The organism is Nocardioides aestuarii (genome assembly GCF_039527245.1).
Taxonomy (GTDB): domain Bacteria; phylum Actinomycetota; class Actinomycetes; order Propionibacteriales; family Nocardioidaceae; genus Nocardioides; species Nocardioides aestuarii.
On sequence record NZ_BAAAJT010000002.1, the window covers coordinates 988,825 to 1,011,044 of the forward strand.

Here is a 22,220-nt window from a genome sequence, read left to right on the forward strand (position 1 = left end):
GCGGACTCGGCCCGACTGGGTCTGCTTCGCTACGGTGGCGCCCATGGATCGACCCCGAAGTCACTGCCGCCCGCTCTCCCGTGAGGGGGGTGGGCGGGCCTGATGGACACCCAGATCCTGCTCAACTTCGGACTGGTCCTGCTCTTCGTCCTCGTCGGCGGCGTCTTCGCCGCCACCGAGATCGCGCTGGTCTCGCTGCGCGACAGCCAGCTGAACCAGCTGGAGCGCGCGAGCACCCGTGGCGCCAAGGTCGCGTCGGTGGCACGCGACCCCAACCGGTTCCTCGCCGCCGTCCAGATCGGCGTCACCGTCGCCGGGTTCTTCTCCGCCGCCTACGGTGGCTCGACGCTCGCACCGGCGCTCTCCCCGACGCTGGAGGCCCTCGGCCTCCCCGAGAGCGCGGCCGAGACGACGGCGCTCGCCGTGATGACGCTGCTGATCGCCTACCTGTCGCTGGTGCTCGGCGAGCTCGTCCCGAAGCGGCTCGCGCTCCAGAAGTCGGCCGGCCTGGCGATGGCCGTGACGCCGACGCTCGACCGCTTCGCGACCCTGATGCGCCCGGTGATCTGGCTGCTCTCGATCTCGACCAACGCGCTCGTACGGCTGCTCGGGGGCGACCCGAAGGCGACCGGCGAGGAGCTCAGCGAGGAGGAGCTCCGCGACCTGGTCTCGACCCACGAGGGCCTCGAGGAGGACGAGCGGCAGATCCTCCAGGACGTCTTCACCGCCTCGCGCACCACCCTGCGTGAGGTCATGCGCCCGCGCGCCGACGTCGTCTTCATCGACGCCGACACCGCGCTGCCCGACGCCGAGACCTGGGTCAAGGACCAGCCCTACTCCCGCTACCCGGTGGCCGGCGAGGGGTTCGACGACGTCGTCGGCTTCCTCCACGTCCGCGACCTGATCGACATCTCCTCCGACGACCCCCGGACGGTCGGCGACGTCGCCCGCGAGATCCTCGTCATGCCGCGCACCAACATGGTGCTGCCGGCGGTGCAGGCGATGCGACAGGCCCGCACCCACCTCGCGGTCGTCGTCGACGAGTACGGCGGTACCGACGGCATCGTCACGCTCGAGGACCTCGTCGAGGAGCTCGTCGGCGAGATCGAGGACGAGTACGACGCCGGGGCTCCCGAGGGCCACGGCGACGACCAGAGCGTCGACGGCAGCACGAGCCTCGAGGACGTCGCCGAGCGCACCGGCCTCACGCTGCCCGACGAGGGCGACTACGAGACGGTGGCCGGCTTCGTGCTGGCCCGGCTGGGCCGCATCCCCGAGGTCGGCGAGGTCGCGCCGGTCGAGGGCGGCGGGTCGGTCGAGGTCGAGGAGATGTCGGGGCGCCGGATCACCCGGGTGCGGGTGCACCTCGCTCCCGAGCCGCCGAGTGACGCGCCGGCGGCCGACTGACCTCCGGCACGAGCACGAGCCGCACGACCAGCCACAACCACGCCGTCACGAGGACGCCGGAGACCACCACGTCGCTGACGTGGTGGGCACCCTGGTAGACCCGGCACGCGGCGACGAACGGCGGCACCAGCGCGAGCGGCCACACCCACCGACGGCTGCGGGGCGCCAGCCACCACAGCACGACCAGCGTGCCGGCGTAGGCCGCCACGGCGGTGCCGACGTGTCCGGACGGGAAGCTGTGGTCGGGCACCAGGCCCGGGTCGAGGATCTCGACCGGGGGCCGGTCACGGGTGATGAGGGTGGTGCCGACCTTGTAGAGCGCGCCCGCCCCGGCGGTCGCCAGCCCGAGCACCAGCACCGGCAGCCAAGAGCGCTTCCAGAGCGCCACGACGACGGCCACGACGGCCGCCACCCCCGCGCCGACCGGTGTCTCGGCCAGCAGGGTGCCGACGTCGGCGACCGCGTCGAGACCCGACGTACGGCGCTCCGCGACCGCGCGGGCGACGTCGTCGTCCCACGCGCCGACCGAGCCGGCCAGGGTGTGGGTGAGCAGCCAGCCGGCGCCCAGCAGCAGGGCGCACGTCGCCGCCCAGCCGAGGACGAGCTGGACGGCGGTGCGGGGGACGGATCGCTCGGTCACGGGCCGAGCGTAGGACCCGGCGAGGGGTCAGTAGCTCATCCGACCGACACAGACCTCGTCGGTGTCGGGGTTGACGGCGCGGAAGCGGATCTTGTCGCTCCCGCTGTGGTTGTCGACCCGGCGCGTGACGTCGAAGGAGCCGCTGGGGGCCTGGGTCTGCTTGCGGCCACGGTCGACGAGCCGACCGTCGTGGCGCAGCGACCAGCGCCAGGTCTGGCCGTTGACGTTGCTGTCGACCTCGCCCTCGACCTCGAGCCGACCGTTGTCGGTCTTGACCTTGAGCTTCCAGTCGGCGTTGGCGGAGCAGGAGCCCCGCTTGATCTGCTCGTCGTCGCCGGCGTGCGCCGGGACGGTCGAGACGAGCGCGAGCGGGAGGGCGGCAGCGAGGGCTGCGGCGGCGATGCGGGTGCGGGTCATGGTCACTCCTCGGTGCGAGTCCTGCAGCTGATGGTGGCAGCAGCCTCCACCCCCCGCATGGGAACTGCGTGAGTCCATGGTGAGACGCCTCTCATCCAGAAATCATCCAGCCCAGACGTGACGCATCTCCGCCACGAGCCCCTGCGCCTGCCGGACGCCGGCGCGCGCCGCGTCGGCGCGCCTGGCGGGGTCGAGCAGGTTCTTGCCGAAGGCGGCCAGGGCCTCGGCGTCGGGAGCCACGACCGACCACTCGCGCGGAGCGACCTTCTCGAGCTGGGCGCGGATCGACGACTTCCTGCTGAACGAGCGGGGCAGCGGTGCCAGCACCACGACCCGGTCGGCGCCGGCGACGAGGTCGACGTTCGCCGTCGAGCGCATCCCGCCGTCGACGTAGTGCCGCTCCCCCACGGAGACGGGCGGCCACACGGTCGGGACGGCGCAGCTCGCGGCGACCGCGCTGACGAGGTCGACGTCGCTGTCGCGGTCGAAGACGGTGAAGCGGCCGGTCTCGGCCTCGACCGCGGTCACCCGCAGGTCGCGGTCGGGCCAGGCGTGCACGGGCAGCCGGGAGCGGATCACCCCCTCACGATCGGCCGACCCCGGCGCATGCGACTTCATCGCCAGGCTGCCGACCCGGCGCAGCTTGTCGCGGCCGCTGCCGGGCAGGACGTAGGGGATCACGAGGCGCAGTGCGCCCGACCGGCTGAACGCACCACCGATCTCGCTGTCCGCCGGGGCCAGCTGCTCGGCGTAGAGCTCCTCGAGCGGGAGGCCCGAGGTGATCTGGGAACCCACCACCGACCCGGCGGAGGTGCCGACGACGACGTCGGCGTCGGTGAGGTCGACGCCGTGCTCGGCGAGGCCGTGGAGGATCCCGATCTCCCAGGCGATGCCGGTGATGCCGCCTCCGCCGAGGACGAGTGCAGTGCGGTCGGACATGCCGCTCACGCTAGCCGGGGACCGCAACGCCCTGCTCCAATGGGACCCATGGACGCCGAGGCCTGGGACGAGCGGTACGCCGCGAGCGAGCTGGTCTGGTCGGCCGGTCCCAACCAGTTCGTGGCCGACGCGCTCGGCGACCTGCCGCCGGGTCGGGCCACCGACCTCGCCGCGGGCGAGGGACGCAACGCGATCTGGCTCGCACGCCGCGGGTGGGCGGTGACCGCCGTCGACTTCTCGCAGGTCGCGCTGGACAAGGGCCGACGGGTCGCCGGTGACGCGGAGGTCGACTGGGTCCGCGGGGACGCCACCACCTGGCGACCGGCGGAGCCGGTCGACCTCGTCGTCGTCGCCTACCTCCACCTCCCCGCCGACCAGCGCCGCGCGGCCCTGCGCGGTGCCGTCGGGTCGCTGGCCCCGGGCGGCACCTTCTTCCTCGTCGGCCACGACACCACCAACATCGCCGAGGGCACCGGCGGTCCCCAGGACCCCACGGTCCTGTCCACGGCCGAGGACGTGCTGGCCGATCTCGAGGGGCTCGACGTCGACGTGGTCCGGGCCGAACGGGTCGCCCGGCGGGTCGAGCCCGAGCACGGCGGCGAGCCCGACCGGGTCGCCTGGGACTGCCTGGTCCACCTCGTGCGGGGCTGAGGCCTCACCGCTCCAGCGAGCCGAGGACGAGGGCGAGCGGCGCCCAGCGGGCACGGCCACGGCGCACGGCGGTGTAGGCCCGGAGGGTGACGATCGGGTCGCGCAGCGGCCGCACCTCGACGTCGGGACGGGTGGTGAGGTCGACCGGAAGCAGCCCGACACCCAGGCCGGCACGGACCAGGTCCTGCACCAGCTCGAGGCTGTCGACACGGTGGGTGATGCGGGGCGCGAAGCCGGCCATCGACGCGAGGGTGCGGACGACGTCCTCGTCGGCGGTGTTGCGGGAGTTGACGATCCAGGGGGTCTCGCGGTGGCGGGCGAAGGTCGCCGTGGCGGACGCGTCGACGGGCGTGCCGGACGGGACGCCGAGCCCCCACTCGACGGACCACAACGGTGCGGTCTCGACGGTGTCGTCGGCGTCGGCCGGAGCGAGGTCGTAGTCGTAGGTCAGGACGAGGTCGACCTCGTCGCGGGCGAGCAGGTCGAGCGCCTCCCGCGGCTCGTACTCGTGGACCTGGAGCTCCACGAGGGGGTGACTGTCGGCCAGGTCGCGGACCAGCGGCAGGACCGTGCGCCGGATCGCGGTCGCGAACCCGGCGAGCCGCACCCGCCCCTCGGGCTCGGCGGCCGGGTCGAGGTCCGACCGCGCGTCGTCGACCGCGGCGAGGATGACCACGGCGTGGTCGGCCAGGCGCCGGCCGGCCGGGGTCAGCCGCACCCGGCGGCCGACCGGTTCCAGCAGCGGCGTACCGACGTCGCGCGCAAGGGCCGCGATCTGCTGCGACACCGTCGACGTCGTCACCCCGAGGTCGTCGGCGACCGCTCTCATCGACCCCACGCGCGAGAGGTGGAGCAGCATCTGGAGCCGACGGGTGTCCATCGGCCTATTGTTCAGTGATCTCGAACATTTTGTCCACGTTTCTCACGTGGACGTGAACGGTCTCGGTGGGGTGGACTCCGTCCCATGAGCACGACGACCGCCCCCACCCCCTCCCCCGTCGCGGCCCATGGGAACCCCGCACGGACGGGTGCCGCGATGGCGCTGGCCTCCATGACCTGCGTGCAGCTCGGTCTCGCCGTCTCGGTCGGCCTGATCGACGACCTCGGCACCGCCGGCGTCGCGTGGCTGCGCCTGGCGTGGGCGGGCGTGCTGCTGCTGGTGCTCGTCCGACCCCGCCCCTCGTCCTTCACCCGGTCGAGCCTGACGGCGTGCGTCGCCCTCGGCACCGTCACGGCGGGCGTCACCCTGCTCTTCATGGCCGCGGTGGAGCGGCTGCCGCTCGGCACCGCCAGTGCGCTGGAGTTCTTGGGTCCGCTCGGGGTCGCCATCGCGCGGGGCCGGGGGGCCGCCCGGCTGTGGGCGCTCGCCGCGGCCGCCGGCGTGCTGCTCCTGACCGAGCCCTGGCACGGCACGGCCGACCCGGTCGGCGTGGCCTACGCCCTCGCCGCCGCCGGCTGCTGGGCGGGCTACATCCTGCTGACCCAGAAGGTCGGCGACGAGGTCTCGGGCCTCCAGGGCCTGGCGGTCTCGATGCCCGTGGCCGGGGTCGTCGCGACCCTGGTCGCGGGACCTGCCGCGATCTCGGCACTGACCCCCGAGCTGCTCGTCGTGGGCCTGGGCCTCGCCCTCCTGCTCCCTGTCATCCCCTTCGCGCTCGAGCTGGTCGCGCTGCGTCGGCTCACGACGGCCGCGTTCGGCACGCTGATGAGCCTCGAGCCGGCCATCGCCCTGACGGTCGGCCTGGTGTTCCTCCACCAGGTGCCGGGCTGGGCACCGGTCGCCGGAATCGGCCTCGTGGTGCTCGCCGGGATCGGCGCCGAACGCACCGGAGCGCGTCACGAGCCGGCGGTCGTCCCGTCGCGATAGTCCCGGACGAGGACGGTTCCGGGAGGGGCTACCGCTCCGAGGAGGCCTGGCGGAGGAGCTCCTCGAACGGGACCGGGTCGTCGTCGCGGGCGGCGGCGAGCCGGGGCCGCGGCGCGGTCCTGGCGGCCGGCTCCGCCGTGGGACGTACGGCGAGCGCGAGCTCGGCCGCGGCCCGGGCGATCCGGCCGCTGAGGTCGGCGTCGCGCCCGAAGTCGTCGGTGGCCGCGAAGACCCCGGTCGGGACCGGCACCGCGCGCAGGTAGGCGAAGAGCGGCCGGAGCGCGTGCTCGACGACGAGCGAGTGGCGGGCCGTGCCCGCGGTCGCGGCGAGCAGGACCGGCACGCCCTCGAGCGCGCCCTGGTCGACGACGTCGAAGAACTGCTTGAAGAGGCCGGAGTAGGAGGCGGCATAGACCGGCGTCACGGCGACGACCGCGTCGGCGGAGGCGACGGCGTCGAGCGCGGCCTGGAGCGCCTCGTCGGCGAAGCCGGTCAGCATCCGGTCGGCGAGCGGGTGGGCCAGCGGCCGGAGCTCGACCTGGGTGACCTCGACGTCGTGGTCGCCGAGCGCCCCGACGACCGCCTGCGAGAGACGGTCGGCGAGGAGCCGGGTGGCCGAGGGGACGCCCACCCCGGCGGAGACCACGGCGATCCGGCTGGTGGTCGGACCGGTCACGCCGAGGCCTCCTCGGAGTCGTCGGTGTCGGCACCCTCGGAGCCGGCGAGGGCCGCGACCCGCGCGCCGTGCGTCGGCGCGTCGGGGACGTGGGCCGGACGGCCCTCGGCGAAGCCGGCCCGCAGGTCCGGCAGGATCTCGCCGAGCAGGTCGAGCTGCTCGAGCACCGTCTTGAGCGGCAGCCCCGCGTGGTCGACGAGGAACAGCTGGCGCTGGTAGTCACCGACGTAGTCGCGGAAGCCGAGCGTCCGCTCGATCACCTGCTGCGGCGAGCCGACGGTGAGCGGCGTCGCCTGCGTGAACTCCTCCATCGACGGGCCGTGGCCGTAGACGGGGGCGTTGTCGAAGTAGGGCCGGAACTCGTTGACCGCGTCCTGGCTGTTGCGGCGCATGAAGAACTGCCCGCCGAGCCCGACGAAGGCCTGGTCGGCGCGGCCGTGGCCGTAGTGCTCGAAGCGGCGTCGGTAGAGCGCGACCATCTGCTCGGTGTGGGACGCCGGCCAGAAGATGTGGTTGTGGAAGAACCCGTCGCCGTAGTAGGCCGCCTGCTCGGCGATCTCGGGGCTGCGGATCGACCCGTGCCACACGAACGGCGCGACACCGTCGAGCGGCCGCGGGGTGGCGGTGAAGCCCTGCAGCGGCGTACGGAATCGGCCCTGCCAGTCGACGACGTCCTCGTGCCAGAGCCGGTGGAGCAGCGCGTAGTTCTCGATCGCGAGGTTGATGCCCTCGCGGATGTCCTTGCCGAACCAGGGGTAGACCGGGCCGGTGTTGCCGCGGCCGAGCATCAGGTCCATCCGGCCGTCGGTGAGGTGCTGGAGGGTGCCGTAGTCCTCCGCGATCCGCACCGGGTCGGTGGTGGTGATCAGGGTGGTCGAGGTCGACAGCACGATACGCTCGGTCTGCGCGGCGATCCAGGCCATCGTGGTCGTCGGGGACGACGCGACGAACGGCGGGTTGTGGTGCTGGCCGACGGCGACGACGTCGAGCCCGACGTCCTCGGCCTTCTTGGCGATCTCGACCTGGGCCTTGATGCGCTCGTGCTCGGTCGGGGTGCGACCCGTCGTCGGGTCGGTCGTCACGTCACCGACGGAGAAGATGCCCAACTGCATCATCGAACTGGCCTCCCATTGTGGTTGAAATCCGAACTACTGCACCAACCGTGGCACACCCCACGCTATTCCGGGCGACGGTGACCCCTGAGTGTGGTGTGCCGGACAGGTCACGACTCCTAGCGTCGCCCGGCATGAGCACGACGGCACCGGCACGCCTGCGGGCGTGGGCACAGCAGAAGTGGCACGACTCGGTGATGTGGAACGACCTCATCCAGCTGGTGAAGTCGGTGGTCGCGGCCGTCCTGGCGTGGGTGCTCGCCGCCGACCTGCTCGAGCTCTCCCAGTCGTTCCTCGCGCCCTGGTCGGCGCTGCTGGTGGTGCACGCGACCGTCTACCGGTCGATGTCGCGTGGCGTGCGGCAGGTCGTCGCCACGGTGGTCGCGGTCCTGCTCGCCGCCGGGGTCGGCCAGGCCCTCGGCCTGGACGCCGTGGGCCTGGCGGTGCTGCTCGCTCTCGCGATGCTGATCGGCTGGGTGCCGTGGTTCGGCCCGGAGGCGATCACCATCACGACGACCGCCCTGATCGTGCTCACGACCGGGTGGTCGGAGGACTCGTTGCTGCTCGCGCGGTTGCTCGACACCGGGATCGGGGTCGCGGTGGGTCTCGCGGTCAACGCGATGGTCTGGCCGCCACTGCTCCGCCACACAGCAGTCGACTCCATGGCCCGGCTCGACGAGGGCATCGGCCAACTGCTGCAGGACATCGGGCGCCGGCTGGCCAGCGGCCCCGTCGAGGACGAGGTGGCGGGCTGGGTCGAGCGCACCCGCGAGCTCGACGAGAACGTCGACGAGGCCTGGGCACTGGTCCGCCAGAGCCAGGAGGCGGCGTACCTCAACCGTCGACGCGAGGCGCGCGAGGTGCGCGATCCGCAGCCGTGGCTCGACCGCATCCTGCGGCGGGAGCAGGCGCTCGCCGAGGTGCGGAGCATGGCGCGCACCCTGAGCGCCGCCGTCCCGAGCCAAGCCCCGTGGGCCGACCCGTTCGGCCGGGTCTGGCCCGAGCTCCTCGTCGCCACGGGACAGGCGGTCCACGACACCGACACCACAGGTGTGGCCGGCGTGCGCCGTCGCCTGGAGGAACTGGTCGACGAGGTCGCGGCCGAGGGCATTCCGCAGCACTGGCCGGTGCACGGCGCCCTCATCATCAACCTGCGCAACCTCCTCGACGAGCTCGACTCACTCACCGAGCTCGGGCGCCGGATCGGGTGAGGATCAGTCCCGGTCGGCCGAGTCGGCGGGTCCAGTCGGCTCCGGGTGCTCGACCGGCTCGTCGCCGTAGACGCCGGCGTCCTTGGCGGCCTGGGCCTTGCGCAGCTGCTTGACCAGGCTGAAGGAGAGGAAGACGACCGCGGCGACCAGCAGCAGGAAGACGGAGAAGCCGAGCCACCCGGCCTTCACGTCCTCGGCGGCGGGGCCCTCCTCGGGAAGGCCCTCGGCGAGCCGGAGGACGAAGAGCATGACCTGCGCGTGCATGGCACCCATCCTCTCAGGTGGGCCCGGTCACTCCGGGGTCGGGATGCCGGCGAACAGGTCGTCCTCCGGCGTGGGCGCGTCGACGTGGGAGGTCACGAGCTCGTAGTCCTCGGTCGGCCAGACCCTCTCCTGGATCTCCCGCGGGACGGCGAACCAGTGGCCGTCGGGGTCGATCTGGGTCGCGTGGGCCAGGAGTGCCTGGTCGCGCACGCCGAAGTAGTCGGCGCACGGCACCCGGGTCGTGATCCGGGCGTCCCACTCGGGCTCCGGCTTCCACTCCTTCAGCCGCTCCCCCCACGGCGACTCGAGGCCGTGGCGCTGCATCTCCTCGTGGAGCGCCTCCATCCGCGGCCGGTTGAAGGAGTGGTGGTAGTAGAGCTTCAGCGGCTGCCACGGCTCGCCGGCGTCGGGGTAGCGGTCCGGGTCGCCGGCCGCCTCGAAGGCCGCGACGGAGACCTGGTGGCAGGCGATGTGGTCGGGGTGGGGATAGCCGCCGCGCTCGTCGTAGGTCGTGACGACGTGCGGCCGGAACTCGCGCATCAGGCGGACCAGCCGCTCGGCGGCCTCCTCGACCGGGACGAGCGCGAAGCAGCCCTCCGGCAGCGGCGGCTTGGGGTCGCCCTCGGGCCAGCCCGAGTCGACGAAGCCGAGCCAGTCCTGGCGGACGCCGAGGATGTCCCGCGCCCGCTCCATCTCCTGGCGGCGCACCTCGGTGATGCTCTCGAGGATGTCGGGCCGTTCCATCTTCGGGTTGAGGATCGAGCCCCGCTCGCCGCCGGTGCAGGTGACGACGTGGACGTCGACCCCCTCCGCGACGTAGCGGGCGGTCGAGGCCGCCCCCTTGCTCGACTCGTCGTCGGGGTGGGCGTGCACGTGCATCAGGCGGTAGCCCGACCGTGGGAGCGACATGCGCCGAATTCTAGGTCGCCCCTGCGTGACACCATGGACGGGTGACCACCGACCTGTCCGAGCGGTACGGCGCGCCCTCGCCGACCGGCCGCCGGATCGTCCTCGCCACCGTCGGGGTCGTCGTGCTCGCCTTCGCCGGCTGGCTCGCGTGGACCACGCTCTTCCACGCCACCCCCGCGGTGAGCTCGGAGATCGGCGGCTGGGAGGTGGTCGACGACGGCAGCGTGGACGTCACCGTGTCGGTCAAGCTGGAGGACGGCGTGGTGGCCAGCTGCAGCGTGCGGGCCTACGCCGAGGACCACACCACCGTCGGGGAGCTGGCCTTCGAGCCGGTCGACGGGCGCAACCAGGTCACCCTGCGCACCGAGCGCCGCGCGACGTCGGTGACGCTGCTCGGCTGCACCGCCCCGGGCCAGCCGCGGCCGCGCTGAGCGTGCACCCGGCGTGACGCAGGTCTCCCGTCGACCTGCATCTGAGGCTCCCAGTTGCTAGGCTCGACGCTGAACATCCCGCAGGGCCGTCCCCACGACTCTCCCACGTCAGCAGGCGCCCCGGCGGGTTTTCCTTTTGCACAGGAGTTGACACCCATGACGACGCCCGCCCAGCCGACCCAGGTCTGGCTGACCCAGAAGACCTTCGCGCGGCTCAGCGCCGAGCTCGAGGACCTCAAGGGCCCCCGCCGCCAGGAGATCATCGAGCGGATCAGCGCCGCGCGCGACGAGGGCGACCTCAAGGAGAACGGCGGCTACCACGCCGCCAAGGACGAGCAGGGCAAGATCGAGGCCCGCATCATCCAGCTCGAGGAGATGCTCGCCAACGTCTCGACCGAGACCTCCGCCGACGACCACACGGTCTCCCCCGGCAAGGTCGTGACCTACCGCTACGCCGGTGACGACGAGGACGAGGTCTTCCTCCTCGGCGCCCGCGAGATCGACGACGACCACGAGATCGAGGTGTTCTCGCCCCAGTCGCCCCTCGGCGCCGCCCTGCTGGGCGCGGCCAAGGGCTCGACGGTCGACTTCGACGCCCCCAACGGCAAGACCCTCAAGCTCGAGATCGTCGACGCCGTCCCGTTCCAGGAGTGACCTGACCGGCCGCCGGGTCGGGGCTCACTCCTCGACCCGGTAGCCGCAGGCGCGCAGCCGGGACACGACCTGCTGGGCGTGGGCCTCGCCGCGGGTCTCCATCTGGAGCCTGACCTCGACCTCGTCGAGGGCGAGGTTGGCCGAGATCCGCTCGTGCGAGACCTCGAGGATGTTGGCCGCCGCGTCGCCGAGCTCGGTCAGCAGCAGGGCCAGCCCGCCCGGGCGGTCCGGGATCGTGACCCGCAGGTAGAGGTAGCGTCCGGCCGCGGCCATGCCGTGCCGGATCACCTTGCCGAGCAGCAGCGGGTCGATGTTGCCGCCCGAGAGGACCGCGACGGTCGGCTCGCCGAAGGCCTCCGGGTCGTCGAGGATCGCGGCCACGGCGGCCGCACCAGCCGGCTCGACCACCATCTTGGCGCGCTCCATCAGCGCGACCAGGGCACGCGAGAGCGACTCCTCGCTGACGGTGAGGATCTCGTCGACGTGGTCGCGCACCGCCGCGAACGTGATGTCGCCCGGCAGCCCGACGGCGATGCCGTCGGCCATCGTCTGCATCGACTCCAGCGGCGTCGGTACGCCGGCGGCGAGCGACCCCGGGTAGGCGGCGGCCCCCTCGGCCTGGACGCCCACGACCCGAACGTCCGGCCGCTGCTGCTTGATCGCCAGGGCGATGCCGGCCAGCAGCCCGCCGCCCCCCGTCGGCACGACGACCGTCTCCACGTCGGGCGACTGCTCGAGGATCTCGAGGCCGCAGGAGGCCTGACCGGCGACGATGTCGGCGTGGTCGAAGGGGTGGATCAGCACCGCCCCGGTCTCCGCCGCGAACTCGCGCGCCTTCGCCAGCGCGTGCTCGAGGTACTGCCCGTGGAACACCACGTCGGCGCCGTAGCCCCGCGTCGCCTTCTCCTTGGGGATCGGTGCGCCCTCGGGCATGAAGACAGTCGCCTTGATGCCGAGCATCTGGGCGGCCAGGGCGACGCCCTGGGCGTGGTTGCCGGCCGAGGCGGCCACCACGCCGTGGGCCCGCTCCTCCGCCGTCAGGTTGTGCATGCGGACGTAGGCGCCGCGGGCCTTGAAGGACCCGGTCCGCTGGAGGTTCTCGCACTTGAGGCTGACCGGGCCGCCGGTGAGGGCGGAGAGCCAGCGCGACTCCTCCATCGGGGTCAGCACGGCCACGCCGTCGAGCAGCTGACGGGCGGCGCTGATGTCCTCAGGCGTCGGCAGGGCGGTCACCGGCAACTCCTCCTGGTGGGTCGTGGACGGGCACGGTACCGACGTCGGGACCGCTCGCCACTACCCCGGGGGCCCCGGAGGCGAGGTGCACCACGACGGCGTTGAGGGCGGCGGCCAGCGGCACGGCGACGAGGGCTCCGATGACCCCAGCCACCAGCACTCCGGCACCCAGCGCGAGGATCACGCCGAGCGGGTGGACGGACACGAAACGGCCCATGAGGAAGGGCTGGAGCACGTGACCCTCGATCTGCTGGACGACGATCACCCCGGCCAGCATCAGCAAGGCGTCGATCGGACCCTGGTCGACGAGCGCGACCAGGATCGCGACGGTGCTCGCGATGGTCGCACCGATCACCGGCACGAACGCGCCGAGGAACACCAGCACGCCGATCGCCAGCACGAAGGGGACGCCGAGGATCTTCGCCACGAGCATCACCCCGAGGGCGTCGACGGCGGCCACGACGACCGTGGCCCGCACGAACTGGGTGAGGCTGCGCCAGGCCACGCGCCCGCTGGAGTCGACCCGCTCGCGCGCGACGCGGGGTGCGATCCGCACCAGCCAGGCCCAGATCTTCTCGCCGTCGGCGAGGAAGAAGTAGGTCGAGAAGAGCACGATGAAGAAGCCCGCGACGACGTGGCCGAGCGCGGTCCCGACCTCGAGGGTGCGCGTCAGCACGCCGCCCTCGGCGGTGGTCGAGGTGATGGTCTCCTGCACCTGTCCCAGCACGTCGTTGATCTGGGAGTCGCTGGCGTTGAGCGGGCCGGTCTTCAGCCAGTCCTTGACCTGGCCGATGCCCTGGACGACGGAGTCGGCGAGATCGCTCGCACCCGCCGCCACCTGCGACCCGACGAAGGTCAGCAGCAACCCGATGGAGACGAGACCACCGAGGACGACGACACCTGCCGCCAGCGGCCGCGGCACCCGCCCCTCGGTCATCCGGCGGACGAGCGGGGAGACCAGGGCGGTGCCGAGCAGGGCGATCGCGACCGGGACGGCCAGGACCGCGAAGAACGACACCAGCCACAGCAGCAGCCAGCCGGCGCCGGCGATGACCAGCAGCCGCCACGACCAGGCCGCGGCGAGGTCGACGCCGTGGGGCACCTCGGCCTTGCGCAGGTTGGTGACCCCGCCCTGGGCCGGGAACGGCTCGGGGCTGCGCGCCTGCTGGCGTTCGGCCCGGACGGTGGCCCACTGGTGGGCGATGCGCTCGCCGAAGCGCTGGCGGCCCTCCTCGGGCTGCTGCCCGTCGCCCTCCTCGCTCACGGTGGACAGGCTACGCACCCTCCGCCGCAGGGTCGGGGAGCCGACCCGCCAGGCCGTGCGCGAGCCGGTACGCCGCCTGCGGCTCCGACCCGGCGAGCAGCCCGATCGCGCACAGCGCGTAGTCGTGGTCGACGACCACGCGCGGGGCTCGCGGCAGCTGCCAACCCCCCTCCTGGTCCGGGCCGACGCTCGGTCCGAGCACGCGCTCGGCGACGCCGGGGCGGCCGTTGCGCAGGACTCCTCCGGACCCGACGAGCAGGTCGACCTCGCGCAGGTCCTTGCCGGTCCGCTCCAGGACCCGGCCCTCGGGGCTGACCACGACGCGCGACCGGCCGGCGTGACGGCGCAGCGCGAGGTCGACCGCCGCGCGGGCGATCGCCTCGTCGACGTCGGCGCCCGCCTCGTCGTCGGGCAGGAAGCCCGGGTCGTCGTGGCGCGCCCGGGCCTGGTCCAGCAGGTCGTCGAGCCCGGCGGCCTCCGCGGTCGACAGCGCCGACCAGCGCATGCCGAGGTCGCCCTCGACGGTGCGGGTGACGGGGGTGACGGCGACGACCTCGCGGGAGAGCCCGGCCTCCTCGGGATCGAGGGCGACGACGCTGTGCACGTCGGTCGTGGCGCCGCCGACGTCGACGACGGCGACGTCGCCGAGGCCGGGATGGTCCTCGTCGACGCCGCGGGCCAGCAGCTCGACCCCGGCGAGCACCACGTCGGGCGTGGCGCCGCGCACCATCGCGCGGAAGTCGTCGCTGGCGCTGAGGTGCTTGCCCCCGATGACGTGCTCGAGGAACATCTCGCGGATCGCCAGCCGGGCGGACTCGGGCGCCAGCACCCCGATCCGGGGCACGACGTTCTCGGCCACGACGTGGGGCAGCCCGGCCAGGATCGCGGCGACCTCGTCGCGGGCGTCGACACTGCCGGCGACCACGACCGGGCCGGTCCAGCCGGCGTCGACGAGGGCGTGAGCCCCGGCGACGAGGGAGGCGGCGTTGCCGCCGTCGGTGCCCCCGGTCAGCAGCACGACGTCCGGGGCCAGGCCGGCCAGCGGGGACAGGTCCGAGTCCCGGCCGAAGACGCCGACGACCTTGCCGCCGCTGGACAGCGCGACCCGGCGGCCGGCCTCGGCGGTGACGAGCTCCTCGTTGCCGAGCACGGCGATCCGCAGCCCGCCGCCGGCGCTCGAGCACGCCAGCACCGACGCGGCCGCCGCCCGCGGGTCAGCCGCCTCGAGGGCGGCCCGGCAGGCGTCGTAGCCCTCGAGGACGTCGACAGCCCCGGCCAGGCCGGGGATCGTCGTCGGGTGCGACGCCGACGCGAGGATCCGGCCGGCGTCGAGGTCGACCAGCGACGCCTTGGTGAACGTGGACCCGAAGTCCACGCAGACGGCCAGGCGCGCGGTCACCCCAGCGCCTGCTCCAGGTCGGCGACCAGGTCGGCGGCGGTCTCGATGCCGACGCTGAGCCGCACCAAGTCGCTGGGCACCTCGAGGTCGGTGCCGGCGACGGAGGCGTGGGTCATCCGGCCGGGGTGCTCGATGAGGCTCTCGACCCCACCCAGCGACTCCCCCAGGGTGAAGACCTGCGCCCGCTCGCAGGCACGCAGCGCCTGCTCCTCGCCACCGGTGACGCGGAACGACACCATGCCGCCGTAGCGCTTCATCTGCCGGCTCGCCACGGCGTGGCCGGGGTGGTCCGGCAGACCCGGGTAGACGACGTGGCTGACGGCCGGGTGGCCGGCCAGGAAGTCGACCACCGCCTCCGCGTTGTCGCAGTGGCGGTCCATCCGGACCGCCAGCGTCTTGAGGCCGCGGTGGGTCAGGAAGGCATCGAAGGGGCCGGGGACCGCGCCGATCGCGTTCTGGTGGAAGGTGATCCGCTCGGCCAGGTCGAGGTCGCGAACGACGAGGGCGCCGCCCACGACGTCGCTGTGGCCGCCGACGTACTTCGTCGTCGAGTGGAGCACCACGTCGGCGCCGAGGGTGAGCGGCTGCTGCAGGTAGGGCGAGGCGAAGGTGTTGTCGACGACGAGCAGCGCGCCCGCCTCGTGGGCGACGGCCGCGAGCGCCTCGATGTCACCGATGTTGAGCAGCGGGTTGGTCGGCGTCTCGAGCCACACCATCTTCGTGACGCCGGGCCGGACCGCGGCGCGCACCGCGTCGACGTCGTTGACCGGCGCGGTCGTGTGGTCAACACCCCAGGCCCGCTCGACCTTGTCGAACAGCCGGTGGGTGCCCCCGTAGGCGTCGTCGGGGAAGACGACGTGGTCGCCGGGCTGCAACGCCGCCTTCACGAGCGTGTGCTCGGCGGCGAGACCGGAGGCGAAGGCGAAGCCGCGCTCGCCCTCCTCGACGGCCGCGAGGGCCCCCTCGAGGGCCGTGCGGGTCGGGTTGGCGGAGCGGCTGTACTCGTATCCGCCGCGCAGACCGCCGACGCCGTCCTGCTTGTAGGTCGAGGTCGCGTAGATGGGCGGGATCACCGCTCCGGTGGACGCGTCCGGCTCGTAGCCCGCGTGGATCGCGCGGGTCTCGAAACCGGCCTTCTGGGCATGCTCCTGAGTCACCCCCCGAGGCTAGCGACCGCCCGCGGCGCCGTCGTACCCGACCTGAGCGTCGTGTTCTCCCCGGATCGCGACCGTGAGGTCGGGTACGACGGGGCGCCGGGCCGGGAAGGTTGGGAGGCGTGCGGTTGTTGGGGAGGATGGAGCAGACCTACCCCTGCCTCCGGAGGAGGAACGCACGATGTTCGGACTGGGACGCAAGACCGAGATGGTGACCGCCGACCAGGCGCTGGCCGGCCGCGAGGCCCGGCCGTGGCAGCTCGGCGAGCACGTCGTGCTCCACACCCCCGTCGTGACCGACGAGGTCCCCGAGGGGCACGAGGTCGCGATCTTCGGGCTCGGCTGCTTCTGGGGCGCCGAGGAGGTCTACTGGCAGCTCCCGGGCGTCTGGTCGACCTCGGTCGGCTACGCCGGCGGGCACAGCCCCCACCCGACCTACGAGGAGGTCTGCACGGGCGGCACCGGCCACACCGAGGCCATCCGCGTCGTGTTCGACCCCACCGTCGTGACCTACGCCGACCTCGTGAAGCAGTTCTTCGAGGTCCACGACCCGACCCAGGGCATGCGCCAGGGCAACGACGTCGGCACCCAGTACCGCTCCGCGATCTACTTCACGAGCCCCGAGCAGGAGCAGACCGCACGTGAGCTGACCACGGTCTACGGCGACGAGCTCACCCGACGCCACCTCGGCACCATCACCACCGAGATCCGGCCGGCCAGCGAGACGCCCTACTACTACGCCGAGGACGCCCACCAGCAGTACCTCGCCAAGAACCCCTTCGGCTACCGCTGCCACGCCAACACCGGCGTGAAGTTCCCGGCCTGACCCTGTCGAGAACGGCCCGGCCCGTCCGTCAGAGTGGTGACGGCGGGCATCGGGCCCGCCACGAACGGAGGAGCACGGCATGGCGCAGTACGTCATCTACTTCAACCAGCAGTGGGTCGGCGACCACACAGAGGAGTGGTTCCTCAGCCGCGTCGAGCCGTCGATGGCCGTCGTGAAGGAGATGGAGGCCGCCGGCGTCCTGGTCTTCGCGGGCGGCCTCGACCACTCCGCCCCGACCTACTCGGCCGACGCCACCAGCGGCGAGATCGTCGTGACCGACGGTCCGTTCGTCGAGCACACCGAGTTCCTGGGCGGGCAGACGATCATCGACGTCCCCGACGACGAGACCGCGAAGTACTGGGCCGGTCGCGTGGCCGAGGGCTGCGGCTGGCCGCAGGAGCTGCGCCGGTTCGGCCCGATCCCGGAGGTCTGATGATCACCTCGGGGCTGGTCAACGTCTTCACCCGCGACATCGACGCGGCCCTGGCGTTCTACCAGGGCGTGCTCGGGCTGCCGGAGACCTTCCGCACACCCACCGAGGGCACGCCCGACCACGTCGAGATGTCGGCCGGCGGGTTCGTGGTCGCGATCAGCACCGTCGAGGCCGCCAGACGCGTGCACGGCCTCGACGCCGAGCCGGGGTCGCCGACGATGGAGCTGGTGTTCTGGACCGACGACGTCGACGCGGCGTACGACGCCGTCGTGGCCGCCGGCGTTCCCGCGGTGACGGCTCCCCACGACACCGGCAACGGCAACCGCAACGCCGTGGTCCGCGACCCCGACGGCACCCTCGTCGAGCTGGTCGCGAAGCGCTAGTCGAGGCGCTTGGCGAACCAGACGTCGGCGTCGCGGTTGCCGTTGTAGTCGGCGACCCGTTCGTAGCCGCTCGACTCGTAGAGCGCGACGGCGCTCGTGAGCGAGCTGTTGGTGTCGAGCAGCGACCAGCGACAGCCCTCGCCGGCGAGCAGCGACTCCAGGTGGGCGAGGAGGGCGCGGGCCATCCCCTGCCCGCGGGCCTCCGGCGAGACCCACATCCGCTTCACCTCGCCCCGGTCGGGGTCGAGCAGCTGGACGGCACCGCACGCCAGCGGGGCCTCGTCCGGTCCGGCGAGGACGAAGAAGCCGCGAGGCAGTGAGAACGCCGCCGCGGCGTCGTCGATCGCGGAGCCGGCCTCGAAGCCGAACCGCTCGGAGATCTCGGCGAAGTACTGCCCCATGGCCCAGCGTGCCGGCGGGGAGGCGGGGTCGACGGTCCTGAGCTCGTGCACCCCAGCATTGTCCAACCTCGTGGATGGCAGGATGTCGACCATGACGGTGGAGATTCGGCGGGCGCCGTACGCCGCGTGGCGTGCTCTCGCCGCGACCGTCCTCGTCATGACCGGGGCCGTCGGCGCCCACACCACGGCGGGCGGTCACGTCCCCGACGGTGCCGCCCTCGTCGCGCTGGGCGCGCTCGTCCTCGGTGGGTCGCTGCTGGTGATGCACGGCCTGGTGGCCGGCCGCTGGCTGCTGCCCGTGGTCGCGCTCGCACAGGCCGGCCTCCACGCCGCCTTCTCGTCGGTCCCGTCGGCCGGCGAGCACGTCCACGCGGGCCACGACGTGTGGACCTGGCAGATGCTGCTCGCCCACGGCGGGGTCACGCTGCTGACCGCCGCGATCTGGTGGCTCGCTGCCCGGGCGGCGACCGGCGTGCTCGGCGCGCTGCCGCCTCTCCACCACCGGGTCGTCGTCGAGCCGCCGCGCCGACCGACCGACGCTCACTCCCCGCGCGCGCTCGCACGACGCGCCCACTCCTCCGTCGCTCCCCGTCGGGGTCCGCCGGTGCTGCCACGCCCCGCGTGACACCACCCGAGACCCAGACCAGGAAGCAGACCCATGAACACCCGTACCCTGACGCGCCTCGGCGCGCCCACCGCCGCGCTCGCGCTCGTCGCGCTCGCGGCATCCCCCGCCGCCGCCCACGTCACCGGCACGCCGACGACGACCGCGGCCGGCGCCTTCACCGTGGTCACCTTCAGCGTCGGCCACGGCTGCGAGGGATCGCCCACGACCGGGATCGAGATCCAGGTCCCGGAGGGCGTCAACGCGGTCACCCCGACCCGCAACCCGCTCTACGAGCTCGAGAAGAACATCGAGCAGCTCGACGAGCCGATCACCGACACCCACGGCAACGAGGTCACCGAGCGGGTCGCCTCGGTCACCTACACGGCCGACACCGCCCTCCCCGACGGACAGCGCGACACCTTCGAGCTCTCCTTCCAGATCCCGGAGGACGCCGAGGGCGAGACGCTCGCCTTTCCGACGATCCAGACCTGCGAGCGGGGGAAGACGGGCTGGACCCAGATCCCCGAGGACGGCCAGGACGCCGAGGAGCTCGACACCCCCGCACCCTCCTTCGTGGTGACCGCGGCCGAGGGTGACGGCCACGGCCACGGCGCCGAGGAGTCCTCGGACGAGCCCACCGAGGCCACTGTCGAGGAGCCGTCGACGGGCATGGTCGGCTGGGCCGGGCTGGTGCTCGGCGGGCTCGGCCTGGTCGCCGGCGGCACCGCCCTGGCCCGCAGCCGCACGCGGGCATGAGGTCGCGGCTGGCGCTCGCCGTCCTGCTCGGCGTCCTCGCCCTGCTCGGGACGGCGGCGCCGGCCGCTGCCCACGCCCAGCTGGTCGCGACCGACCCGGCCGACGGCGCGCTGCTCGAGACCGCGCCCTCGGAGGTGACGCTGACCTTCGACGAGCCGGTCCGGCTCACGGCGCAGGAGATCACCGTCTACGACGCGGACGGTGCGACCGTCCCGTCGTCCGCACGGACGACCGGCACCGACGTCGTCATCACGCTCGACGACCCGTCGTCGCTGCGTGGCACCCACGTCGTCGGCTGGTTCGTCGTCTCCGCCGACGGCCACCCGATCTCGGGCTCGCTCACCTTCTCGGTCGGCGAGCGCAGCGAGGACGTCGCCGAGCCGCCGCCCCCACCCACCTCCTCCCGGGTCGTGACCACGACCCAGGGCGTGCTGGCCGGACTCACCTACCTCGGTCTCCTGACCGCCGCGGGGCTGGTCCTGTTCGCCTCGCTGCTGCTGCCCACGTCGTACGACGGGCCGGTGCTGCGCCGGCGGCTGCGGACCCTGGCCCGCGCCGCCGCCGCGGTGGCCGCGCTCGGCGTGGTGCTCGCCGTCCCGGTCGCCGCGGTCTACGCGCAGGGGGCCGAGCTCCCCGCCGTCCTCGAGGGCCTCGATCTCGCCGCGGTGCGCGACGAGCTCGTCTCGGCCGCGCTCGTCGTCGCCGGGCTCGGTGCGGCCGTGTCGCTGCTCGGTGACACGACCCCCGCCGGTCCCCGGCGCTGGCTCGCCCCCGCCGCTGCGGCCGTGGCGCTGCTCGGGCCGGTCGTGGTCGGGCACACCCGTGCCTACCAGCCCACGTCGCTGCTCGTGGCCTCCGACGCGGTCCACCTGCTTGCCGGCGCCACGTGGCTCGGCGGGCTGGTCGGGCTGTGGCTCTCGCTGCGCGCCCTCGCCGGCCGCGAGCGGCTGGCGGCGGAGACCCTCGCCCGGTTCTCGACGGTGGCCGGGGGGCTCGTGCTCGCCGTGGCCGCGACCGGCACGGTCCTCGCGTGGCGGATCCTCGACGGCTGGGCGCCGTTCGTCGGCACGACGTACGGCCGGCTGCTGCTGGTGAAGATCGGCCTCGCGCTCGTCGTCGCGGGCCTCGGCGGCTGGAACCGCTTCCGGCTGCTCCCCCGCGTCCGTGCCGCGGCCGGTCACGACGACCGGACGGCGACCGCCGGTGCCGTGACCCGCACCGTCCGGGTCGAGGCCCTGGTCGTCGTGGTGCTGCTCGCCGTCACCGGCTTCCTCGTCAACCAGTCGCCGCGGCCGGCCCCGGTCACGGTGCCCGAGGGCCGGACCGGCGTCCAGGACGGGTCGGTCTCCGACCTCGAGGTCCTCGTCCTGCTCAGCCCGCGCCGGGAGGGCCGGACGACCCTCCTGGTGCAGCTGCAGGACGAGACCGGCGAGCCCGTCGTCACCGACCGCACGCCCGACGTCCAGCTGCGCACGTCCGGGCTCGACCTCGGCAGCGTCCCCGTGCAGCCGACCGACGCCGGCACCTGGTCGGCCGACGTGCTGCTCCCCCAGCCCGGCACCTGGGAGGTGCAGGTCGGCCTGCGGCTCTCGAAGTTCGAGAATCCCGTCACCACGGTGCGGTTCGAGGTCGCGCCGCAGGAGTGAGTCGCGGGCGGATGAGTGGCTAACGTCGGATCGGGTGCGCTACCCACGGGTTGTAGCCCGTGGGTAGCGCACCGGATCACCCGTTAGCCACCGATCCTCACGCCGGCGCACTGCCCACGGTCACCTCGACCGGGACGGTGTGGAGGTAGCCGTCGACGCGGACCTGCACGAACAGTCGGTAGTCGCCCGGCTGCTCGATCTCGGTGTGGAAGGTCAGCGTCGAGCCGTCCTCGGTGACCGAGGGGGCGTCGAGGGGATGGACGTGCACCATCGAGCCGGTCTCCTCGTGGAAGCCCGTGACGTGGCCGAAGGCGCCGAGGTAGGTGCCGAGCCGCACCGGCTCACCGTCGGTGTCGCGGACCCGCAGCTCCATCCGGCCGTTGGACCCGGCGACCGGCGCCTGGGTCGCGTCGACCTCGATGACCGGGTCGGCCGGCGCGTCGTACGCCGCGGCGCCGCCCGGCACCTCGACCGACCGTCCCAGCACCAGGTGGTCGCCGTTGCCGCCGGAGTCACGGGCGACGAACTCGGCGACGACCCGGTAGTCGCCGCTCGCGGGGAGCTGCACGGGCGCGGTCCACGTCCCGTCGTCGGCCATCGCCGGGTGGAGGTGGCGGAAGGTCGTCAGGTCCTCGGACACGACGTAGAGGTGGAGGTCGCGGGTGAGCTCCTCGATGTAGTGCGTGACCGGCTCGCCCTGGTAGGTGACCCGGAACGCGACGTCGCCCGTCGCCCCGGCCCTGGCCGGCAGCGAGACGTCCTCGAGGGCGTAGCCGACCCGCTCGGACTCGGTGCCGTCGCCGACCGGGAGCGACACGATCGCCTGGCCGTCCCCGTGGCTGTGGCCGGCCGGGGCCGTGCCGTCGCCGTCGGCCGAGCACCCGCTCGCGACCAGAGCGAGGGCGGCCGCGGGCAGCACGAGTCGGGAGCGCCTCACGCC

General features: G+C 73.3%; 26 protein-coding genes. 12 read left to right on the forward strand and 14 right to left on the reverse strand.

Features of this window, described 5'->3' with window-relative positions; translation table 11 throughout:
• The first annotated feature begins 102 nt into the window (after nucleotides 1–102).
• Nucleotides 103–1,407 (forward strand): hemolysin family protein, encoded by a 1,305-nt coding sequence (locus ABD091_RS05035; RefSeq protein ID WP_343916056.1) that lies wholly within the window; start codon nucleotides 103–105, stop codon nucleotides 1,405–1,407.
• On the opposite strand, the gene ABD091_RS05040 is transcribed toward ABD091_RS05035, so the two are convergent.
• From ABD091_RS05040 to ABD091_RS05050, 3 genes are all read right to left on the reverse strand, one after another.
• Nucleotides 1,346–2,047 (reverse strand): phosphatase PAP2 family protein, encoded by a 702-nt coding sequence (locus tag ABD091_RS05040; RefSeq protein WP_343916057.1) that lies wholly within the window; start codon nucleotides 2,045–2,047, stop codon nucleotides 1,346–1,348. The genes ABD091_RS05035 and ABD091_RS05040 overlap by 62 nt on opposite strands.
• Nucleotides 2,048–2,074: 27 nt before the next feature.
• Nucleotides 2,075–2,464 (reverse strand): hypothetical protein, encoded by a 390-nt coding sequence (locus ABD091_RS05045; RefSeq protein WP_343916058.1) that lies wholly within the window; start codon nucleotides 2,462–2,464, stop codon nucleotides 2,075–2,077.
• 102 nt (nucleotides 2,465–2,566) lie between these two features.
• Complete coding sequence (locus tag ABD091_RS05050; RefSeq protein WP_343916059.1) at nucleotides 2,567–3,403, reverse strand: patatin-like phospholipase family protein; 837 nt, start codon at nucleotides 3,401–3,403, stop codon at nucleotides 2,567–2,569.
• 48 nt (nucleotides 3,404–3,451) lie between these two features.
• Here ABD091_RS05050 and ABD091_RS05055 point away from each other — a divergent pair, with 48 nt between their 5' ends.
• Entirely contained in the window at nucleotides 3,452–4,054 is a 603-nt protein-coding gene (locus ABD091_RS05055; RefSeq protein WP_343916060.1) for a class I SAM-dependent methyltransferase, read from the forward strand.
• 4 nt (nucleotides 4,055–4,058) lie between these two features.
• Here the strand turns inward: ABD091_RS05055 and ABD091_RS05060 are convergent, their stop codons facing one another.
• A complete protein-coding gene (locus ABD091_RS05060; protein WP_343916061.1) occupies nucleotides 4,059–4,934 on the reverse strand; it encodes a LysR family transcriptional regulator in 876 nt (291 codons plus the stop codon).
• An 84-nt stretch (nucleotides 4,935–5,018) separates the two neighbouring features.
• Here ABD091_RS05060 and ABD091_RS05065 point away from each other — a divergent pair, with 84 nt between their 5' ends.
• Nucleotides 5,019–5,921 carry an EamA family transporter gene (locus tag ABD091_RS05065; protein WP_343916062.1) on the forward strand — a complete coding sequence of 301 codons (903 nt, stop codon included), beginning with the start codon at nucleotides 5,019–5,021 and terminating at the stop codon, nucleotides 5,919–5,921.
• Between the two features lie 28 nt (nucleotides 5,922–5,949).
• Here the strand turns inward: ABD091_RS05065 and ABD091_RS05070 are convergent, their stop codons facing one another.
• Both ABD091_RS05070 and ABD091_RS05075 read right to left on the reverse strand, forming a co-directional pair.
• A complete protein-coding gene (locus ABD091_RS05070) occupies nucleotides 5,950–6,597 on the reverse strand; it encodes a CE1759 family FMN reductase (RefSeq protein ID WP_343916063.1) in 648 nt (215 codons plus the stop codon).
• Nucleotides 6,594–7,709 carry an LLM class flavin-dependent oxidoreductase gene (locus ABD091_RS05075; RefSeq protein ID WP_343920885.1) on the reverse strand — a complete coding sequence of 372 codons (1,116 nt, stop codon included), beginning with the start codon at nucleotides 7,707–7,709 and terminating at the stop codon, nucleotides 6,594–6,596. Before ABD091_RS05075 ends, ABD091_RS05070 begins: the two co-directional genes overlap by 4 nt.
• 134 nt (nucleotides 7,710–7,843) lie before the next feature.
• Between ABD091_RS05075 and ABD091_RS05080 the strand changes: the two genes are divergently transcribed.
• Complete coding sequence (locus tag ABD091_RS05080) at nucleotides 7,844–8,920, forward strand: FUSC family protein (RefSeq protein WP_343916064.1); 1,077 nt, start codon at nucleotides 7,844–7,846, stop codon at nucleotides 8,918–8,920.
• A gap of 3 nt (nucleotides 8,921–8,923) precedes the next feature.
• On the opposite strand, the gene ABD091_RS05085 is transcribed toward ABD091_RS05080, so the two are convergent.
• Together ABD091_RS05085 and mca are read right to left on the reverse strand one after the other, a co-directional pair.
• Entirely contained in the window at nucleotides 8,924–9,184 is a 261-nt protein-coding gene (locus ABD091_RS05085) for a hypothetical protein (RefSeq protein WP_343916065.1), read from the reverse strand.
• 27 nt (nucleotides 9,185–9,211) lie between these two features.
• Nucleotides 9,212–10,093: a mycothiol conjugate amidase Mca gene (gene mca, locus ABD091_RS05090; RefSeq protein WP_343916066.1), complete on the reverse strand. Its 882-nt coding sequence runs from the start codon at nucleotides 10,091–10,093 to the stop codon at nucleotides 9,212–9,214.
• A 41-nt stretch (nucleotides 10,094–10,134) separates the two neighbouring features.
• Here mca and ABD091_RS05095 point away from each other — a divergent pair, with 41 nt between their 5' ends.
• Both ABD091_RS05095 and greA read left to right on the forward strand, forming a co-directional pair.
• Nucleotides 10,135–10,524 carry a DUF4307 domain-containing protein gene (locus ABD091_RS05095; RefSeq protein ID WP_343916067.1) on the forward strand — a complete coding sequence of 130 codons (390 nt, stop codon included), beginning with the start codon at nucleotides 10,135–10,137 and terminating at the stop codon, nucleotides 10,522–10,524.
• Nucleotides 10,525–10,680: 156 nt separating this feature from the next.
• A complete protein-coding gene (greA, locus tag ABD091_RS05100) occupies nucleotides 10,681–11,178 on the forward strand; it encodes a transcription elongation factor GreA (protein WP_343916068.1) in 498 nt (165 codons plus the stop codon).
• A 24-nt stretch (nucleotides 11,179–11,202) separates the two neighbouring features.
• On the opposite strand, the gene ilvA is transcribed toward greA, so the two are convergent.
• From ilvA to ABD091_RS05120, 4 genes are read right to left on the reverse strand one after another with little or no spacing between them, the layout of a single operon-like run.
• Nucleotides 11,203–12,411, reverse strand: coding sequence for a threonine ammonia-lyase (ilvA, locus tag ABD091_RS05105; RefSeq protein ID WP_343916069.1), 1,209 nt, complete (start codon nucleotides 12,409–12,411; stop codon nucleotides 11,203–11,205).
• Nucleotides 12,389–13,675: an AI-2E family transporter gene (locus tag ABD091_RS05110; RefSeq protein ID WP_343916070.1), complete on the reverse strand. Its 1,287-nt coding sequence runs from the start codon at nucleotides 13,673–13,675 to the stop codon at nucleotides 12,389–12,391. Before ABD091_RS05110 ends, ilvA begins: the two co-directional genes overlap by 23 nt.
• A 10-nt stretch (nucleotides 13,676–13,685) precedes the next feature.
• Nucleotides 13,686–15,074, reverse strand: a complete 1,389-nt coding sequence (locus ABD091_RS05115; RefSeq protein ID WP_343916071.1) for a glutamate mutase L — start codon at nucleotides 15,072–15,074, stop codon at nucleotides 13,686–13,688.
• Nucleotides 15,071–16,231 (reverse strand): cystathionine gamma-synthase, encoded by a 1,161-nt coding sequence (locus tag ABD091_RS05120; protein WP_343916072.1) that lies wholly within the window; start codon nucleotides 16,229–16,231, stop codon nucleotides 15,071–15,073. The genes ABD091_RS05115 and ABD091_RS05120 overlap by 4 nt, the downstream gene beginning before the upstream one ends.
• Nucleotides 16,232–16,409: 178 nt before the next feature.
• Here ABD091_RS05120 and msrA point away from each other — a divergent pair, with 178 nt between their 5' ends.
• From msrA to ABD091_RS05135, 3 genes are all read left to right on the forward strand, one after another.
• Entirely contained in the window at nucleotides 16,410–17,054 is a 645-nt protein-coding gene (gene msrA / locus ABD091_RS05125; protein ID WP_343916073.1) for a peptide-methionine (S)-S-oxide reductase MsrA, read from the forward strand.
• A gap of 79 nt (nucleotides 17,055–17,133) precedes the next feature.
• On the forward strand, nucleotides 17,134–17,487 hold the full coding sequence (locus ABD091_RS05130; RefSeq protein WP_343916074.1) for a YciI family protein: 354 nt from the start codon (nucleotides 17,134–17,136) through the stop codon (nucleotides 17,485–17,487).
• Complete coding sequence (locus tag ABD091_RS05135; protein ID WP_343916075.1) at nucleotides 17,487–17,870, forward strand: VOC family protein; 384 nt, start codon at nucleotides 17,487–17,489, stop codon at nucleotides 17,868–17,870. Before ABD091_RS05130 ends, ABD091_RS05135 begins: the two co-directional genes overlap by 1 nt.
• On the opposite strand, the gene ABD091_RS05140 is transcribed toward ABD091_RS05135, so the two are convergent.
• Nucleotides 17,867–18,322: a GNAT family N-acetyltransferase gene (locus ABD091_RS05140; protein ID WP_343916076.1), complete on the reverse strand. Its 456-nt coding sequence runs from the start codon at nucleotides 18,320–18,322 to the stop codon at nucleotides 17,867–17,869. The two genes, ABD091_RS05135 and ABD091_RS05140, sit on opposite strands and share 4 nt — an antisense overlap.
• Nucleotides 18,323–18,362: 40 nt before the next feature.
• Between ABD091_RS05140 and ABD091_RS05145 the strand changes: the two genes are divergently transcribed.
• Genes ABD091_RS05145 through ABD091_RS05155 form a run of 3 tightly spaced genes read left to right on the forward strand, consistent with a single transcriptional unit; the run spans nucleotide 18,363 to nucleotide 21,280 of the window.
• Nucleotides 18,363–18,896: a hypothetical protein gene (locus ABD091_RS05145; protein ID WP_343916077.1), complete on the forward strand. Its 534-nt coding sequence runs from the start codon at nucleotides 18,363–18,365 to the stop codon at nucleotides 18,894–18,896.
• A 33-nt stretch (nucleotides 18,897–18,929) separates the two neighbouring features.
• Nucleotides 18,930–19,634, forward strand: a complete 705-nt coding sequence (locus tag ABD091_RS05150; RefSeq protein WP_343916078.1) for a YcnI family copper-binding membrane protein — start codon at nucleotides 18,930–18,932, stop codon at nucleotides 19,632–19,634.
• Nucleotides 19,631–21,280, forward strand: coding sequence for a copper resistance CopC/CopD family protein (locus tag ABD091_RS05155; protein ID WP_343916079.1), 1,650 nt, complete (start codon nucleotides 19,631–19,633; stop codon nucleotides 21,278–21,280). Before ABD091_RS05150 ends, ABD091_RS05155 begins: the two co-directional genes overlap by 4 nt.
• A 97-nt stretch (nucleotides 21,281–21,377) precedes the next feature.
• Here the strand turns inward: ABD091_RS05155 and ABD091_RS05160 are convergent, their stop codons facing one another.
• Nucleotides 21,378–22,217, reverse strand: a complete 840-nt coding sequence (locus ABD091_RS05160; protein ID WP_343916080.1) for a hypothetical protein — start codon at nucleotides 22,215–22,217, stop codon at nucleotides 21,378–21,380.
• Between the last annotated feature and the right edge of the window lie 3 nt (nucleotides 22,218–22,220).